The 18662-nt window shown below is 38.4% G+C and carries 17 protein-coding genes; 15 read left to right on the plus strand and 2 right to left on the minus strand.

Going from position 1 to position 18662, the window contains the following annotated elements:
• The first annotated feature begins 1 nt into the window (after position 1).
• From BLR54_RS00135 to BLR54_RS00195, 13 genes are all read left to right on the plus strand, one after another.
• Positions 2 to 733, plus strand: a complete 732-nt coding sequence (locus BLR54_RS00135; protein ID WP_090416201.1) for a hypothetical protein — start codon at positions 2 to 4, stop codon at positions 731 to 733.
• Positions 734 to 886: 153 nt separating this feature from the next.
• On the plus strand, positions 887 to 1738 hold the full coding sequence (locus tag BLR54_RS00140) for a YitT family protein (protein WP_090416202.1): 852 nt from the start codon (positions 887 to 889) through the stop codon (positions 1736 to 1738).
• A gap of 129 nt (positions 1739 to 1867) precedes the next feature.
• Positions 1868 to 3346 (plus strand): AAA family ATPase, encoded by a 1479-nt coding sequence (locus BLR54_RS00145; protein WP_090416203.1) that lies wholly within the window; start codon positions 1868 to 1870, stop codon positions 3344 to 3346.
• 114 nt (positions 3347 to 3460) lie between these two features.
• Positions 3461 to 4504, plus strand: a complete 1044-nt coding sequence (locus tag BLR54_RS00150; RefSeq protein WP_090416204.1) for an ABC transporter substrate-binding protein — start codon at positions 3461 to 3463, stop codon at positions 4502 to 4504.
• Positions 4505 to 4529: 25 nt separating this feature from the next.
• Positions 4530 to 6011: a sensor domain-containing diguanylate cyclase gene (locus BLR54_RS00155; protein WP_090416205.1), complete on the plus strand. Its 1482-nt coding sequence runs from the start codon at positions 4530 to 4532 to the stop codon at positions 6009 to 6011.
• Positions 6012 to 6281: 270 nt separating this feature from the next.
• Complete coding sequence (gene mgtE / locus BLR54_RS00160) at positions 6282 to 7670, plus strand: magnesium transporter (RefSeq protein ID WP_090416206.1); 1389 nt, start codon at positions 6282 to 6284, stop codon at positions 7668 to 7670.
• A 288-nt stretch (positions 7671 to 7958) separates the two neighbouring features.
• Complete coding sequence (locus tag BLR54_RS00165) at positions 7959 to 9242, plus strand: PhoH family protein (protein ID WP_090416207.1); 1284 nt, start codon at positions 7959 to 7961, stop codon at positions 9240 to 9242.
• A 214-nt stretch (positions 9243 to 9456) separates the two neighbouring features.
• A complete protein-coding gene (locus BLR54_RS00170) occupies positions 9457 to 10605 on the plus strand; it encodes a DUF4349 domain-containing protein (RefSeq protein WP_090416208.1) in 1149 nt (382 codons plus the stop codon).
• A gap of 110 nt (positions 10606 to 10715) precedes the next feature.
• Positions 10716 to 11258: a 2-C-methyl-D-erythritol 2,4-cyclodiphosphate synthase gene (gene ispF, locus BLR54_RS00175; protein ID WP_090416209.1), complete on the plus strand. Its 543-nt coding sequence runs from the start codon at positions 10716 to 10718 to the stop codon at positions 11256 to 11258.
• A gap of 79 nt (positions 11259 to 11337) precedes the next feature.
• A complete protein-coding gene (cysS, locus tag BLR54_RS00180; RefSeq protein ID WP_090416210.1) occupies positions 11338 to 12759 on the plus strand; it encodes a cysteine--tRNA ligase in 1422 nt (473 codons plus the stop codon).
• Positions 12744 to 13184: a Mini-ribonuclease 3 gene (locus tag BLR54_RS00185; protein WP_090416211.1), complete on the plus strand. Its 441-nt coding sequence runs from the start codon at positions 12744 to 12746 to the stop codon at positions 13182 to 13184. The genes cysS and BLR54_RS00185 overlap by 16 nt, the downstream gene beginning before the upstream one ends.
• A 113-nt stretch (positions 13185 to 13297) precedes the next feature.
• Positions 13298 to 14047: a 23S rRNA (guanosine(2251)-2'-O)-methyltransferase RlmB gene (rlmB, locus tag BLR54_RS00190; protein WP_090416212.1), complete on the plus strand. Its 750-nt coding sequence runs from the start codon at positions 13298 to 13300 to the stop codon at positions 14045 to 14047.
• Between the two features lie 21 nt (positions 14048 to 14068).
• Complete coding sequence (locus BLR54_RS00195) at positions 14069 to 14656, plus strand: sigma-70 family RNA polymerase sigma factor (protein WP_090416213.1); 588 nt, start codon at positions 14069 to 14071, stop codon at positions 14654 to 14656.
• Here the strand turns inward: BLR54_RS00195 and aroD are convergent.
• Positions 14653 to 15417, minus strand: coding sequence for a type I 3-dehydroquinate dehydratase (aroD, locus tag BLR54_RS00200; RefSeq protein ID WP_090416214.1), 765 nt, complete (start codon positions 15415 to 15417; stop codon positions 14653 to 14655). The genes BLR54_RS00195 and aroD overlap by 4 nt on opposite strands.
• 163 nt (positions 15418 to 15580) lie before the next feature.
• Between aroD and BLR54_RS00205 the strand changes: the two genes are divergently transcribed.
• Positions 15581 to 16087, plus strand: a complete 507-nt coding sequence (locus BLR54_RS00205) for a shikimate kinase (protein WP_090416215.1) — start codon at positions 15581 to 15583, stop codon at positions 16085 to 16087.
• Between the two features lie 49 nt (positions 16088 to 16136).
• Complete coding sequence (locus tag BLR54_RS00210; RefSeq protein ID WP_090416216.1) at positions 16137 to 17591, plus strand: sensor domain-containing diguanylate cyclase; 1455 nt, start codon at positions 16137 to 16139, stop codon at positions 17589 to 17591.
• Between the two features lie 13 nt (positions 17592 to 17604).
• Here the strand turns inward: BLR54_RS00210 and BLR54_RS00215 are convergent, their stop codons facing one another.
• Complete coding sequence (locus tag BLR54_RS00215) at positions 17605 to 18414, minus strand: histidinol-phosphatase HisJ family protein (RefSeq protein ID WP_090416217.1); 810 nt, start codon at positions 18412 to 18414, stop codon at positions 17605 to 17607.
• Positions 18415 to 18662: the final 248 nt, after the last annotated feature.

Raw genomic sequence — 18662 nt, forward strand, 5'->3', positions numbered from 1 at the left:
TATGGATTGGGTTACAGTAAATATTATTGTTTTACTTATAAGCTTGAATTTGTTAATTGCTATGCCCATTTATTTTAAAAGAAAAAATGCTAGGACGGCAGCGCGTGAGGCATTTCAAGAAAAATGGGATAATATGGTTGAGCTGGATAAACATTATGCAGCCCATATAAATGAGTTAAACAAGCATCTTAACACCATTAATTATTGGTTGAAAACCGGCAAGGATCCAAATGCTTCTGAGGAGGAATCTGAGAAGCAGGAGAAGGAGGATCGTTTTTTTGCAGGTTTAATGAGTCCCCTTGAGGCTAAAAAGTGGAAGGCGGCTGTTGAAAAGGCAAAAAAAGAAAATGAGTTAGAGGATATTGATGTAAAATCCTTGAGAGTAAATGATTTCTGTTGTGTCGATATGGAGCCAATGGAAGTAGAGCAATCCAAAATGGAATTCGTTTATGGATCAGATTTTGGTGATTACATTTATTATTGTGCGACACCAGATACCTTGGAGAATCAGCTGTATCGACATGTAATTTATTTTACAACAGCTCGTCCAACAGCAATTCCTTTGGTTTATCCATACAAATACGAGGGGGCACAGATGCTCTCGTTATATAAGCATCCAGGTCAGACAGTTTGGTTTCTTAAAAACTGGAAACACATTAGGCAAGGCTTAGAAGGAAATCTTCAGCCAGAATGGTTTGAGCTTGATGAAGATGTGGCAGATTTCGATTTATAAGAATCCCTGTATTTACAACAGGGATTCTTTTTTATTTAGACTCTTTATTGCGCTAATGTGATAACGCGTTACCGTGCTGTGCTGACAAATGTCCGCTGTTGGTGTACAATCATTCTCGTTGTGTAACAATAGAGAATAATGTTTGGAGACACTATGAAACAGATAATTAAAACGGGGCTAATCGTTGTAGTAGGACTATTCTTTTATGCCGTTGGCGTGGCATTCTTTATTGAGCCTTCGGGGCTTATAACTGGCGGTGGCACCGGATTGGCATTATTTATTCACCACATGTGGGGCGTAAAAACATCCTATGCGGTTTTTGTAATAAATACAGTTTTATTCTTCGTTGGATGGCGTGTAATGGGACGTAAATTCGCCGCTAACACTTTGCTTTCCACATTTTGTCTACCAGTTGAAATCCATATTGCCGAGATAATTGCTTCTCATTACAAGCCAGTTGATGACATTGTTCTTTGCACTGTTTTTGGAGGATTGCTTATTGGCGTCAGCCTCGGAATTGTAATTCGTACTGGTGCATCCACTGGTGGAATGGATATCCCACCTATTGTTTTAAATAAATATTTTGGCACATCAATTTCCAGAGTAATGTGGGCTTGTGATATTTGTATCCTTGCTGTGCAGGCATTATTTACAGATATAAATTTGGTGCTTTATGGAATTATTCTCGTGGTAATCTATACCATGACCATGGATAAAACTCTAATCCTCGGAAAGGCTAAAACTCAGATTAAGGTGGTTAGCAAGAAGAGTGATGAAATTAGACGCTCCATCCTTCAGGATGTAGACCGCGGTGTTACTGTTATGTATGGCCGTACTGGTTATCTTGGCAAAGACACTGAGATTTGCTTGTCAATTGTATCCACTCGTGAGCTGGCAAAAGCAGAAAAGCTAGTTCATGAAATCGACCCAGAAGCCTTCATTATAGTAAGTCGTGTTTCTGAGGTTAAAGGTAGAGGATTCACGACACAGAAGAAATATTTATAATATAAATATATGGGCAACTTGCATTGGCTGCAGGTTGCCTCTTTTATTGCAGCTTAGGAGGACTTTACTCCGCTAAAGTGTTCTGCTAGAATGAAAAACAAATAATTGTCATAAAGGGAGAACGAGACTATGCCAGTATTTGATTTTGCTAATGATGATAATGCTAAGAAGGATGCTGTTATAACCTACACCACCTTCAGATCTAACGAGCCTGCTGCTACACCGGAAAAACCAATCCTTATTCTTGAGGATAAGACAGGGAAGATGGCCCATCATACAAATGGAGCTTTCACAAATCCAGTCAGTAGAAGTAGCTTTGAGTATGAATCGGAAAATGGTGTTGTCTCTGTGGATATTCTTCAAATTGATTCTAGATTTACAAGTCTTATTGGCTGGCTTGGAGAAAATCATATCCCTGTGAGACTTTCTGGCGCTAACACCGCTGAGGGTTACGCAGTGTACAAAATTCGAGAGACTGGCATGGGCAATGGCAAGCTTTCTTCAGAGGATGGTTTCCTTCAGTTTATGATGGAGCGCCTTTTTGCGTCTAATGCACCTTCTGAGGAGGAACTTGATGAAGAGGATGCAGAAGATGGCGATGACATGAAGCTTACTAGCATCCAGTCAATTACAGACTTTATTACCTGCGCTGGAAGAACTTTCCCTGACAATATCCGCCTTTGGGCTCGTCGAAATCTTGCTGTAGCAAAGTCAGCAGAGGTTACCATTGAAGAGAGAAGACATGCACAACGTGCTCTTTCTATAATGACCGGCATTCAATGGAAAAGCGATTATTTCGAGGCAATCGATCCAGTGGAGGCTCGTCGAATTCTGGATGAAGAACTATACGGCTTAGAGTCTGTAAAGCAGAGAATCATGGAGACAGTCATCCAAGTCAATCGTACCCACACACTGCCAAGCTACGGTCTTCTTCTTTGTGGTCCTGCAGGTGTTGGTAAATCTCAAATCGCATATGCAGTAGCACGAATTCTTAAGCTTCCTTGGACAACCCTTGATATGAGTTCAATAAATGACCCTGAGCAGCTTACTGGTAGCTCCAGAGTCTATTCAAATGCAAAGCCGGGAATTATTATGGAAGCTTTTGCTAATTCTGGAACTAGCAATCTTGTATTTATCATAAATGAGCTTGATAAAGCCAATTCAGGAAAGGGAAATGGTAACCCTGCAGACGTGTTATTAACCCTTCTTGATAATCTTGGTTTTACCGATAATTATATGGAATGTATGATTCCTACTATGGGCGTTTACCCAATCGCTACAGCCAATGTAAAGGCTGATATATCTGCACCGCTTATGTCACGTTTTGCAGTGATTGACATTCCTGATTATACAGTTGAGGAGAAGAAAGAGATATTTAGAAGATTCTCTCTTCCTAAGGTGTTAAAGCGTATGGGAATGTCACCTGAGGAGTGTCAGATTACAGAGGATGGACTTGATGCAGTAATGGAGAAATTCGTTATCTCAACGGGAATCAGAAACGTTGAGCAGGCGGCAGAACACCTTGCAGCCAACGCTTTATATCAAATTGAAGTTGATTCAGTAAAGACAGTTACCTTTGACAGAGCTATGGTAGAGAAGCTTTGTTAGAAAGAATCTGATAAAAGTCTGATAAAAGTTTGAATATTCTGCGAATTCGTTGAATGAAAGGTCTTTTCAACCTATACTTATAGTAGATTTGTGTAGCTACTATGAGGATTAAGGATGAAAAGACTTTTTTCTTTTTTATTAAGTATATTAATATGTATCAACCTTACAGCCTGCGGTGGGATTTTTGTTGCAGAAAGCACTGAACAGGAATCAGTTATTACAGAGTTTGCGGCCCTTAATGATATTGAAGAAGGACGACCAAATATATATCTGATTGTTAAGGTAGTAAGCTCTAGCTATTGGCAGTCAATTGCTAAGGCTGTTAAGTCTGCGGCAATTACAGAAGGCTGCAATGTTTTCTGGGCAGGTACTGATAACGATTCTGATTGGAAGGGGCAAAAGGTTCTTATTGAGGAAGCCATTGAAAAGGGCGCTGATGCCATTATTCTTGCGCCAAATGATTCGGTTAAGTTGGTGAAAAGTATCAAAGAAGCCAAGAAGCAAGATATTCCTGTAGTCTTAGTTGATACTATAGTTAACACAGATAAGTTTGATGCCTGCTTTATGACAGAGAATATTTTGGCTGGAAAAAGTGCTGCTGAGGAAATGGTTAATCAGCTGAAGGAAAAGGGGCATACAGAAGACGAGGAAGTATATATTGGCATAATGCCTGGTAATTCCAGCTCCCAAACCGTTAATGAGCGCTTGGCGGGGTTCTACCAATATTGGGTGGAAAATGCTCCTAAAAAATGGAAGATATGTGATGACATATTGGAATGGGATAATGATGCATCAACTGGAGCAAAAAAGGTAGAAATCTTCTTGGAAAATAACAAAGATATAGTTGGATTGTTTGCCACGAATAATGGTCCTACACAGGCTATTGCAAAAGCGGTTTCAAATAAGGAACGTAAAGATATAGTGTTAGTGGGTTTTGATTTCTCTGATGAGATTAAAAGCTTAATAATAGATTCGGATTATACCGCATCTTCTGTTGTACAAAGACAGTTTGATATGGGATACAAAGCAGTAGTTACCGCTAAGGACATGTTGGCAGGCAACACTCCAAGCCAAAAGTATTATGATACTGGAATAGTTGTGATTAATAACTCTAATTATCAGAATGAAGATATACAGCAAATGTTGTCTTACTACTAATAACCAATGAGAACTGAGGAATGATATGAGAAAGCAAGACCGTTTATTCCTTTCAAAGGATAGAAAAACTTTATATATCACCATTGTGATTTGCTTCAGCATATTCTTGGTTTCTTTTTGCGTGCTTATTATTTCCTTCAATAATCTGATGGAGAAACACGATCAAAGATTATCAGGTGAAATCTGTAATTTAGTATCTGAAAAGATTAATAATGCTATAGAGATTTCCAATGAGACAGTAATAGGTATAGCTTCTGTAATTAGTGATGAAAATATTGCTGATCCACAGGATATATACAATGTGATTAAGGACAATGAAAACTATATTAGTATGGGATTCATAGATGCAAAGGGAAATGTGTATGCCACTGAAAGTGAAAAAGAGGAGTTTGATAAATGGGATTTGATAAAGACTGCAAAGGAGGCTAATCCTATATCTTTATCTGTTCCGTATAGAAATGCTATTACAGGTCAGTTGGTAGTTACAAGATTTGTAGTTGTAAATTATAACGATTCCAAGAAGGGATGGATTTTTGCAACATCCCCATTTAAGGATTTGCAAAATGTTGCCTCTACAGAAGTCTTTTCCAAGGCATTGGAAATATGGTTTATGGACTCTGAGTCTGCGAATATGATTTATTGTAATAGCTCCGACGAAAGCCTTAACGGAAGTTGGGCTAATGGCTTTTTGACAAGACAGATGCTTGATGAGAATGGTAGAGAACAGCATTCTCAGTGGATAGAGAGCATGAGACAGGGTAAGGAGCTGATTGGAAATCATTACGAGGTGGATGGTGATTATTATGCCAGCTATTCTGCAAGAATTAACAGTATGCCTGGATGGTATGTGGTTGTTAGAATTCCAAGTAGTGTTCTTTCAGATACAATGAATTCCTTCAGAAACTATGTATTAAACTTCCTGGTAGTACTTTTAAGCATTGTAGTACTATTGATTTTCGTAATCTTGAAAATCAGTAAAAATGAGAAGCAAAAGCTTGAGGATATTTCAAAGCATGACCCTCTTACCAGCTTGCTTAATAGACGAGCCTTTGAGGATATGGCTATTAAATACATTAATACATGGGACAAGTCTGCCCTCATTTTCTTTGATGTAGATTACTTTAAGAAAATAAATGATGGCCTTGGACATGATGCTGGTGACATTTTGTTGGAAAAGTTTGCTAGTATTATGCAGCGTAGTTTAGGTGATGATGCTAAGCTGTTTAGAGTTGGTGGAGATGAGTTTGTAGCTATTATTAAGATGGATTCTGTTGAGGCTGTTAATGAAAAGCTTGATAGAGCAAAGGCAGAGATAAACAGTATAATTTTACCTAATTTCAAGAAATCTGACGAAGGAACTGAAAGGGGCGTAACCTTTAGTGCTGGACTGGCTATATATCCAGATGATGCTGAGGATTTAGGTACTTTAAAACGATGTGCAGATACAGCTCTCTATATAATTAAAGAGAGAGGACGAAACGGATATTGTTGGTATAATTCTTTGTAGAAAAATCGTAAATGGGGTTTACAAGGGGCGGTTTTATGTGTTAAATTTTTTATGGATTTCAAATAATATATTCAATTTAATGAAAGGAGAGCAGCTATGGATAAATCAGACAGTCACGGGCGATTATTTAGCGACGAGGCATTTAATGAACTTAGCATTTTAGCTGCTCTTTTAAATATCTAAAGGGTAGTTTCTTTTAGTTGTTTTGTTTGTTAAGTGTCACAGTCTTTCCGGTGACGCTTTTTTTATTCCTATAGTTCATGTGAAACTATGGAAACAAAGGACTTATTAGAGGACAACAAGCTTCAAGAGATTATCGACATATTACGCTCTAATATAGATGCCGAACAGATGGTGGAGGCTTTGGACGATTATCATGAAAATGATATTGCGGAAGCCTATGAGGCCCTTGAGCCTGAAGATCGTCAGCGCTTATTTGGCATTTTGGGTGCTGAGCGTCTTTCTGAAATTTTTCCTTATATTGAAGATGTAGGTGAATATTTAGCAGAGTTCAATCCTGAACAGGCTGCCGACGTCCTTGAAAACATGGATGCCGACGATGCTGTCGACGCCTTGGAAGACATTGAGGATGAGGAGCAAAGAGAAAAGCTCATCGAACTCATGGATAAGGATGCTTCTGCCGATGTCAGACTGATTAATTCTTACGATGAAAATGAAATTGGTAGCATGATGACTACTAACTTCATTGTAATCAAAGAAAACTTTTCAGTTAAGCAGGCTATGCGTGCCCTTATTTCTCAGTCTCAGGAAAATGACAACATCAACACAATTTATGTGGAAGATAAAGATAATAAATATGCTGGTGCTATTGAACTTAGAGATTTAATCTTGGCCAGAGCTGAGACTCCATTGGGGGACATTATCAGTCACAGCTATCCATCTGTTGCAGCTGATGCTATTATCTCTGACACCATTGAAATGCTGAAGGATTACGCTGAGGATTCAATCCCAGTTCTTAATTCCGAAAGCGAGATTATTGGTGTTATCACATCTCAGGATATCATTGAGGCTGTGGATGATGAGATGGGTGAAGACTATGCTAGGTTGGCTGGTTTGACTGCAGAGGAGGATTTAAATGAATCCCTTACAGAGAGTATTAAGAAGCGTATTCCATGGCTTCTTTTACTTCTAGGTCTTGGATTGGTTACTAGCTCTGTTATCGGTATTTTTGATAAGGTTGTAGCATCGGTTGCTATTGTTGTTGTATTCCAGTCTCTTATCTTGGACATGGCAGGAAACGTCGGAACACAGTCTCTAGCTGTTACAATTCGTGTGCTTATGGATGAGGAAATCTCTGGCGTAGAGAAAGCGAAGTTTGTTCTTAAGGAAATGAGAGTTGGTGGTACCAACGGTTTGATTCTTGGTTTGCTTGCCCTTGTGTTTGTGGCAGTTTATTTGCACGGCTTTAAGGCGTATGTGTGGGCTGCAGCTTTCAGAATCTCTGGAATTGTTGGCTTCTCACTTTTTATAGCAATGATTGTATCAAGTTTTATTGGTACTATTATTCCTATTTTCTTCCACAAGATTAAGGTGGATCCAGCGGTTGCTTCTGGCCCACTTATCACTACGGTAAACGATCTTGTTGCTGTAGTTACTTACTACGGATTGGCAGGAATATTATTGGTGGGACACATTTAATTATAATTTTTTAGTGGTCTATTTTAGAGAAAATAATATAAGTATTTTGAAGCGTTTAGCTCCCTATATAGTTATGATGGTAAAATGTTAGTCATTATAACAATATAGGGAGCTTTTTTCACACAATTTACATAAAAAACCACAAAATATTGTAGAACTTAAAAGCCAAATAAGATAAAATTTAATTATAAAAACCAACTACATTTTATTGTAGCTCTGGTGCAGTTCTCGTTTACAAGAACCACTCGAGAAGTGGAAAATTTAATAGGTAAAAGGAGCGTGACCCCTATGAAGAAAAATTACGTACTCGACACTAACATCCTTATCCATTGCCCAAGTGCTATTTTCGGTTTTGATGATAACAACGTAATCATTACCACTACGACACTTCAGGAATTGGATTCTAAGAAGACTGCGTATGCAGAGGTGGGCTATGGTGCCAGAGAATCCATTCGTAATATTGAGTCTATTGAGGGGGATTACGCTAATGGAGTTCTGATGCCAAATGGCGGAACTTTTAAAATTGCCAAAGAATCTGAATTTGAAAAGCTGGTTCCAGCAGAATTTACACTAGATCGACCTGACAACAGAATAATAAATGGTGTTCTTGCTATTGGTAAGATGAGCGAGCTGGAAACAATACTTGTTACTAATGATATATCAATGAGAATCAATGCAACAATGTGTGGTTGTGTAGTTCAAGGTTATCACAACGAAATGATTCTCGATAATGAAAACTATTCAGGGCGTAGGGATATCACTCCAGAAGATATAGAGAGTCCATTTAATAAGGGCTTTATTGAAAATGAGTTTGGTATTTGCCGTGAGGGTAGCAATTCAGCACTATATACCTTCAAAGAGGATGGATGGCATCTATTAAAAGATAGAGATTACTATACTCCATATTGCCAACCAAGAAACGTAGGTCAACGCTTTGCACTATATGCTTTGCTTGCAAGTCCAGAGGAACTTCCTTTAGTTATTTTAAAGGGTAGTGCTGGTACTGCTAAAACCTTCCTTTCGTTGGCAGCTGGTCTTCAAGGCTATTATCACAATGGCTTTGACAGAATTATGATTACTAGAAGTAACACTCTTTCTGATAATGACCTAGGTTTCCTTCCAGGTGATCTAGAGGAAAAGATGACCCCTCTTATTGCTCCATTTATGGATAACCTTCAGGTTCTTTTGAAGGGGCAGAATGAGGAGAAGGAACAGGTTAAGCTTCAGATAGAAGATATGTTTGATACAGGTATCATAGAGATATGTTCTCTTGCTTATATGAGAGGTCGTTCTCTTGTTAATTCTTTTATCATCGTTGATGAAGCTCAAAACTGTACCATCGGTCAGATACTTGAAATTATCACACGTGCAGGTAAAGGGTCAAAAGTTGTACTACTAGGAGATCCGGATCAGATTGATTCTCCAAAGTTGGATAGAAAGAACAATGGTCTTTCCTTTGCAGCTGAGAGAATGAAGGGATCAAGTCTTTGTGCACAGATAACCTTTGACGAAAGTGAAACAGTTCGAAGTGCACTTGCAGCTGAAGGTGCAAAGAGACTTGTAATAAAGTGATTTTTTTCTCTTGTAACATTTTATATATCCTCCTTTCACGGGCTCAGGCTTTTGCCTGGGCCCAGGTTTTTGTTCGCAGATTTATAAATAAAAAATTTATTTTAAAAAGATGCAACATTTTATAGGTACCGTTTGTATATATGTTAGAAAGCAATAAGACAGAAGTTTAAATTACAGCTTTTAATATTATTATCCGAGAAACGGGAGGTATATCATGAAAAAGAAAATAGTTTGTTTATTGGCTGTTTTATTATCGGTATCATTGGTGGTTGTTGGTTGTGGTGGCTCTAAGTCAGGTGCAACTGCAGATTACGCCATGGAAACAACTGATAGCTATGACGGTGGTGGATTTGATGCATCTTTAGGAAGCTATTATGCGGACACAGAGGATTATGAAGGCTCTGCTGATATGGAAGCGCCAATGGCTGATAATGCTGCTGTAGGAAGTGCAAAGAAATCCTCAATATTTGATTCTAAAGAGGCTAGTAATGAGGAAGCCACAGAAGAGGCTGTTGTGGAACCTGATGAAAATACACAGGCAAAAGAATCAGATGAGCCTGAGTATGATACCAGTCGAAAGATTGTCTACACATCCTATATAAATATTGAAACCAAGAAATTTGATGATGATGTTAAAGCTTTAAAGAAGCTTGTTCGTTCTTATAATGGTTATTATGAGAATTCTTCTGTTACAGGCACTGCTGAGTACGGTGGAAGAACAGCTAGCTATACAGCAAGAGTTCCAGCTAAACAGTATCAGGAATTTATGGATAGCTTAGGTGATATTGGTTCTGTTACGTCTAGCAACGAATACGTGGATGATATTACTTCAAGCTACGTAGATGCTGAGACAAGACTAAAGACTCTTAATACTAAGCTTGATAGACTTTTAGAGCTTGAAAAGAATGCTCAGACAGTGGAAGAACTACTTAAAATAGAGGATAGAATAAATAACGTCACATATGATATAGAAAGCTATAAGGCTCAGCTTCGCCTTTACGATGATAAAATTGATTACTGCACTGTAACCATCGATTTAGATGAGGTTGTAACCTATACAGAAGTTAAGAAGGACACTGCATGGAACAGATTCGTTGAAGCCTTTAAGAATTCCATCGCTGGCTTCTTGGCAGTAGTTCAGGCTTTGATTATCGGTTTAATTTATGTTCTTCCATACTTAGCTGTTGCAGGTGTGATTCTTGTTATTGTTTTAATTATCACAAAGAAGAGAAGAACTATTAGAAAAAAGAAGCTTGAAGAAAAACTTGCAAATGAGCGAGAGGAGATTAATAATCAGCAACCAGCAGAGGATAATCCATATGTAGGTCCTGTATACACAGATGACACAGAAGAAAACCAGTAAATAAGAAATAATTTCAAGGCCGAGGGTTCCCCTTGGCCTTATTTTTTGCTATTATAATAAATTGATTTATTAGATTTTACTAAGACTAGTAATCATTAGGAGATTATAATATGAGAATAGGAACAGGTTATGATGTACATAAGCTTGTTGAGGGTAGAGACCTTATTATTGGCGGTGTAAAAATCGACCATACTCTTGGTCTTCTTGGCCACTCTGATGCAGATGTACTTTTACATGCTATTGCAGATGCAGTTCTTGGAGCAGCAGGGCTTAAAGACATTGGCGCTCATTTTCCAGATACAGATCCTAAGTACAAGGGAGCTGATTCCATGAAGCTTTTGGAACAGGTTCGTGAGCTTGTTATGGACAAGGGTTATGTGGTTGGAAATGTTGACGCAACAGTTATCGCTCAAAAGCCAAAGCTTCGTCCATTTATTGAGCAGATGGAAGAAAACGTTGCTAAGTGTCTTGGCATCGATGTTGATCAGGTGAACATAAAAGCAACTACAGAGGAACATCTTGGCTTCACAGGACGTGAAGAGGGCATCAGCGCACAGGCAGTCTGTTTACTCTACGAGTTTTATGACGGAAGCAACGTAGTATTTGATAGCGGACGAAGCTGCGAGACTTGTGGCGGCTGCGCTCGTAAATAGCGAGAAGATATTATGTGTAACAATTTTTGAAACTAGTTAGTTAAATAAAAAAATAAAGAGTATTTGTAGGAGTTTAGTAATGAGTTTTAAATTTTATAATACTTTAAGTAGAACAGTTGAAGAATTTCACTCAAGGGAAGAAGGCAAGGTTGCAATGTACACTTGCGGCCCTACAGTTTACCATTTCGCCCATATCGGAAACATCCGCACATACATCATGCAAGATGTCCTTATCAAGGCTCTTGAGTATGCTGGTTATGATGTAAAGCGTGTTATGAACATTACAGACGTTGGTCACCTTTCATCAGATGCCGATACAGGTGAAGATAAGATGGTGGCAGGTGCAAAGCGTGAGCACAAAACCGTTATGGAGATTGCAAAGTTCTATACAGATGCTTTCTTTGCAGATTTTGATGCTGTTGGCAACAAGCGTCCTGATGTGGTTGAACCAGCAACAAATTGCATTCCAGAGTTCATTCACATGGTAGAGGTTCTTCTTGAAAAGGGTTACGCATATGTTGCAGGTGGCAATGTTTACTTTGACACAAGCAAGCTTGAGGATTACTACATCTTCTCATCATCAGTTGAGAAGGAGGCCCTTGAGGTTGGTGTTCGTGACGATGTAGAAGAGGATGCAAATAAAAAGAACAAGACAGACTTCGTTCTTTGGTTTACAAAGTCTAAGTTTGAAGACCAGGCTCTTAAATGGGATAGCCCATGGGGCGTTGGTTATCCAGGATGGCATATTGAGTGCTCATGCATTTCTATGAAGCATCTTGGAGAGTATATGGATATTCACTGTGGCGGAGTTGATAACATCTTCCCACATCACACAAATGAGGTGGCTCAGTCAGAAGCTTACCTTGGACATAAGTGGTGCAACTACTGGTTCCACAGCAATCATCTCAATGATCAGTCAGGAAAGATGTCAAAGTCAAAGGGCGCTATCCTTACTGTTTCACTTTTAAAGGAAAAGGGTTATGACCCACTTGTATACAGATTCTTCTGCTTACAGTCACACTATCGTAAGCCACTTGTATTCTCATACGAGAATCTTGATAATGCAGCAGCTGCTTACAACAAGCTTGTAAAGCGTGTTTCAGAGCTTAAGGCTGAAGGTGCTGTTGATGAGGCTGTTAAGTCAGAATATGAGAACAAGTTCTGCGAGGCTGTATCAAATGATCTTAACACATCTATGGCTGTTACAATTCTTTATGACGCGCTTAAGGCAGATACTAATGATGCTACAAAGCTTGCTCTTGTAGAAAGCTTTGACAGAGTTCTTTCGCTTGATTTGATTGGTCATGCTAAGTCTCTTTCAGAGGCAGGTACAGCTGTTGATTCAGAGCTTGAGGCATACATTAACGATGCTATTGCTCGTCGTGCAGAGGCTAAAAAAGCTAGGGATTTTGCAACAGCAGATGCAATCCGTGACGAGCTTTTGGCTAAGGGTGTAGAGATAAAAGATACTCGTGAAGGAGTAGTATGGAAGCTAGTTTAAATGATTATTTAAATAGCAAATTTGATATTGAACCAAAGGATATAAGAACCTATTCACCACTGACTCTTGCATATATTGGTGATGCAATATTTGATGTGGTGATTCGTTCTATCCTTGTAAATAAAGGAAATACAGCTGTAAACAAGCTTCACCAGAGAACAAGCTCCGTTGTAAAGGCCCCTACTCAGGCTAAGATGGCGGCGGCACTCATGGATGAATTTACAGAAGAAGAGGCTGATTGGTATCGTCGTGGCCGCAATTCCAAACCTCATACAAAGGCGAAGAATGCAACCACAATGGATTACTTAGAAGCCACAGGCTTTGAAGCTGTTATGGGATACCTTTATCTCACTGGAGATATGGATCGCATCTGCGATCTGGTAAACCGTGGCATCGAGGCCTTACAGCTAGATATTCTCGACTAGAATCGTAATATTTAGTGGCATTTAAGCTGATACAACATGTAGTTTGTTTATTGATTTAGAAAGAGTAAGCTGGTAATAATTGTGTGCGTAACCAGCGTAGGATTCAGAAAATTATGGAAGAAAGTAGAATTGTAGAAGGAAGAAATGCAGTACTTGAAGCTTTTCGCTCAGGTAAAACAATAGACAGATTGTTTGTGCTAGATGGTTGCAAGGATGGCCCAATCCAGACCATTCTTCGTGAAGCTAAGAAAAGCAAGGATACTGTTATAAGCTTTGTTAAGAAGGAACGTCTTGATCAGCTTTCAGAGACTGGAAAGCACCAGGGGGTTATCGCTTATGCTGCAAGCTATGAATACGCTGAGCTTGAAGATATTCTTGCAAAGGCTGAAGAAAAGGGTGAGGATCCATTTATCATCATCCTTGATAATATTGAAGATCCACATAATCTTGGTGCAATCATCCGTACAGCTAACCAGGCTGGTGCACATGGTGTGGTTATACCAAAGCATAGAGCGGTAGGCCTTACAGCTACTGTAGCTAAGGCATCAGCAGGAGCTATCAACTATACTCCTGTAGCTAAGGTGACAAACATCTCGAAGACTATGGAAGAGCTTAAGGAAAAGGGAATGTGGTTTGTATGTGCAGATATGGGCGGCACAGAAATGTACAACCTTAACCTTACAGGTTCTATTGGCCTAGTGATTGGTAACGAAGGTCATGGTGTTTCAGACTTAGTGAAGAAAAACTGTGACATGATTGCAAGCATTCCTATGTTTGGAGATATTGATTCTCTTAATGCTTCTGTTGCTTGCGGCGTTTTAGCCTACGAAGTGGTAAGACAAAGAATAAATAAGGCAAAATAATTGGATTCTAAGGAGTTAAGGATGGACCTAAGACAGGAATACATCAAGCTTTCAGATGAACAATTAGTTAAAAAATATCAGGACGGCGACCAGGCTGTCCTGAATTATATATGTGAAAAATATAAACCTCTTGTGTTGAAAAACTCCAAAAAGTATTTTCTTGTTGGTGGAGAAAACGAGGATTTAATTCAGGAGGGGATGATTGGTCTATTTGGGGCAATCGGAGATTATGATGTTCGGTCGGAAGTTACATTTTTTCACTTTGCGGAGCTTTGTATCGATAGACAGATGATAAAGGCTATTGAGGCTAGTAATAGAAAAAAGCATGCTCCGTTAAATGCCTATGTTTCGCTGTATGATGAGGAAGGCGGCGATGGAGGAGATGTGGCTACCACGGTAGATGACCCTGCAGAACTAATTATTGAGGCGGAGGAGAATAGCTCTCTGATGGATAGACTAAAAAAAGCGCTTTCTCCTATGGAACAAAAGGTCTTTGATTTATATATGCAGGATTTCGACTACAAAGAAATAGCTGCAAAGCTTGATAAAAGTGAAAAATCAATAGATAATACCTTAACAAGGATTAAACAAAAAGCACGAGCTCTTTAAAAGAACTCGTGCATTTTTGTTATTATGTTCGATAATTCATTTGCTGGAATTTGGCCAGGGGCTGAAGCGTGGCTGGCTGATCCGAAGGTGACGGCTGAGCCAAAGAACTCGCCGCAGATTCTGCTAATCACACCGTTTCTTCCCATTGCCATGGTGATGATTGGTGTGGAAGAATAGGTGGAAGCCATTTCTTCTGTGGCGGCTAAAAGTGTTAGGACATCAGTTTTATCAACAGGCATAACAGCAATCTTTGGAAGGTCTGCACCTAAGCTTTGCATTCTTTGGAGTCTGTTTACAATTTCTTTTTTTGCAGGTGTTCTTTCGAAGTCGTGATTTGAAACCACCACCTTGATTCCGTGAGCATGAGCCTCTTCGATGGTGGCTGTAACAAGCTCATCCCCCATGAAAAGTTCCACATCTATCATGTCTACAAGTCCAGATATGATTATTCCATAGTTAAGTTTGTAGTAATCTTCTTTTGTGATTTCCTCTTCTCCACCTTCAATGGCGGTTCTAAAGGTGAAAAGAATGGGAACGTTATTAAGTATGGAACGAAGTTCCTTTAATATTTCAGTTATATAGGGAAGGTCTAGCGGGTTATCAAGCCAATCTACACGCCATTCTACAAAGTCATAATTTATATCTGATAAGGATTTTGCAACTTCTAAAACTTCCTCTCTGGTTTTGCCAATGATTGGAACACAAATTTTAGGAATTCCATCCCCGATTATTAAGTCTCGCACCTTAACTAGTTTGTCCATATAGCCGCTCCTTTTCGTGTGATTGTAAAAGCTTTTTTAAGAGATTAGCACAATTAATCCATAAAAAAAAGCAATCTCTTTTATTTTGTAAAAATATTTGCTAGTATTACTGTGATTTACATAAAAACTGCAATTAACAGGCATAAAGACTTGCGAGGTAAATATGGCTAACATTTTTCTGATTGGATTTATGGGAACTGGAAAATCATCAATTGCTTCCTATATTGGAGAGCATTTTGGAATGTCAGTGGTTGAGATGGATGAGACCATTGAGGCCAATGAAAAAATGAGTATCAAAGATATTTTTGCAGAAAAGGGAGAAGCATACTTCAGGAATTTGGAAACTGATCTCCTTAGAAAAATAGGCCAGGGGGACAACACTGTTGTATCTTGTGGCGGTGGTGTTCCTATGCGTGAGGAAAATATTAAGGTTATGAAGGAAAGCGGTGTTACAGTATTGCTTACTGCTGAACCGGAAATCATATATAAAAGAGTATGCAAAAGTAATAATCGACCTCTATTAAATGATAATATGTCTGTAGAATATATAGCTGATCTTCTAGGACAGAGACGCGAGAAATATGAGAAGGCAGCAGATTTTTCTGTTACTACTGATGATAGGGACAAAAGGGATATCGCTCAAGAGATTATTCACAGAATAGCCAAATAGTGTTGGTAAAATAAACTTGTTGTTATGATAATAATGGAGTTGTTAATCTATGAAATCGAAAATTCGAAAGAACTCAGTCTTTATCGCGAATTTCATAGTCCTCTTTCTGATTCTGGTAACCTATTTATCTATTCAGATTAATGAAATAGAGTTTTATAGGCAGATGGCTTATGACGAGGCTATTAAGGATGCTGAACTGACTGCTAGAGATATCAATGACAGCTTGAACGGTTTTGTAATTGAACAGCGTGTGGTATCTCAGATGATGTCTAATGACATGTTCCTAAAAGAATGGTGCCATTCTGAAACCGGCGAGACTGCTGGACAGAACGTATATTCCTTGTACAGTTACCTTAGGGAATACAAAAACATCTATGGTTATGATGTTGTATTCTTTATTTCTGATTCTACCAAGAATTATTACTATGATGGTGGATTTAACAAGACTTTGGATGAAAACGATGATTTCGATTCTTGGTACTTTAATTTTTTGACACTACATCAGCCTTATGATATGCAGGTGGATCATGATGAGGTAAATGATAATCAAGTCAGTTTGTTTGTTAACTGTCTGGTTCAGGATAAAGGCTTTCAAACTCTTGGCGTAGTTGGTGTTGGTAATAATATGAATAGTTTTCAACGCCAGGTTGCAGAGTACGAGAAAGAATACGGGGTGGAAATCAGTGTCGTAAATATTGGAAATGCACATAATTCCTTTAAGGGTAGCACAGGTTATTATAAAACTGCAGAACAGGTTGCAGAACAATTCGGAGTCTCTGAGGAAGAGCTATGTCAGAATGTAGGAGATGAAGGATTAAGCCTAACTAAGGATAATAGATGTATAAGCATTCAGCATAATAATGAATTAAACTGGAATATTATTGTTCAAAAGGATATTACCAATCGTATTAATTCTATTATGGATAGAGTTATAAAACGTTTTGGAATTGTTGCTTTGTTTATTGTTGTCTATATGGCCTTTAGTGTTACATTGATGCGTAAACTAAATCGACTTAATCGTAAAGCGGAAAATACAGATGATTTAACAGGCTTGCTAAATAACAAGATTTTTAGTGAGAATTTTGAACGTGAGCGAAAGAAGAAAAATCACAAACAGATGACAGTATCTTTGTTTATGCTGGATGTTGATGATTTTAAAATCTTCAATGATACGTACGGACACCTATATGGCAATACGGTATTGAAAATTGTTGCTGACGGACTTAAGGAAACAGTAGAAAATACTGGAGTGGTTGCCAGATGGGGTGGCGATGAGTTCATAGGCGTATATTTTGGTTCACCTGAAGAAACATTGGAGAAACTTAACAGTTTATTAGAAGAAATTAAAGGGATTGAAACTAATAAAACTATCACTTGTAGTTGTGGAATAGCTCAGGTTGATCTTAGTGAAAATCTAGAGAAAAATATGGGACGTGCAGATAAGGCTCTCTATACTTCGAAGGAAAATGGTAAAGGCCAATGCACTATATATGAAAAGAAATAAAAAATCCTGTGTTCTATCTGAGAGGATAGAACACAGGATTTCTTTTTTGATATACAGCATATTCTGTGAAGCCACATTCATTAAGGAAGTCTGGTAGAAAATCAAAATCTGCGGCGATGCCATCTGGGCTGTGAGCATCAGCTCCTATGGTGATAAGCTTACCGCCTAGTTCGTGATAGCGCTTTACAATATCCTTATGTGGATTTGGGTATTTCATTCCTTTGCTAAGAGCCTTTGAGTTAATCTCTAAGGCCTTATCTTTATTTACTATGATTTGAAGGATTGCATCCACAATATCTTTATAAGGTTCATAGGTATTATTTTTAATAGATGAATCTTTTACATATCTGAAAGCATAATCCAGATGTCCTAGGGAATCGAAATCAGTGAAGGTGTTAATGTTTTCTAAAATGCATTCATAGTAACGGGTTAGAAGCGCTTCTGGAGTGGTGTTTTCCCAGCTGCTATCAAAATATGGGTCAAGTCTGTCAATCAAATGAGTGCTTCCTATAATAAAGTCGAAAGGATATGCCTTTACAATTTCTTCGTTCTCGTTTTTTGCCCAAGGCTGAAGGCCAACCTCAAGGCCTGTGAGTATGGTGAACTCGTCGGTGGAATTTTCGAGAGCAAGCTTATGATGCGTAGGATAGTAGTTTTCTATATCTAAATCGAAGAAACCATATTCCTGGGGATATCCTAAATCTAAATGGTCGGTGAAGGTGATACCTCTAAGACCTTTGGCTTTTGCTACATTAATCATATCTAGTGGATCAGCCTCGGAATCTCCAGAAAAGTTACAGTGCATGTGATTATCCCAAAACATAAGCTACCTCCTTGTTGTCTACGAATTAGTTTCTAATAATATAAATGATATAACCCAAAGTGGCAAGGTTATAGCGTTTTGTTATACAAAGTAACAATGTTTGGCGACTTATTTTGGCAGATTGAGAAAATTTTAACAATATTTTGATTTGGGGTTGAATTATAGAATCATATTGTTTAAAATGAAATGCATACGGGGCGAAATTTTGAAAGCCCTAGAAAATTTATTTTAAAAGAATCTTTAGGAGG

This window comes from Pseudobutyrivibrio sp. YE44 (assembly GCF_900104335.1).
Taxonomy (GTDB): Bacteria; Bacillota; Clostridia; order Lachnospirales; family Lachnospiraceae; genus Pseudobutyrivibrio.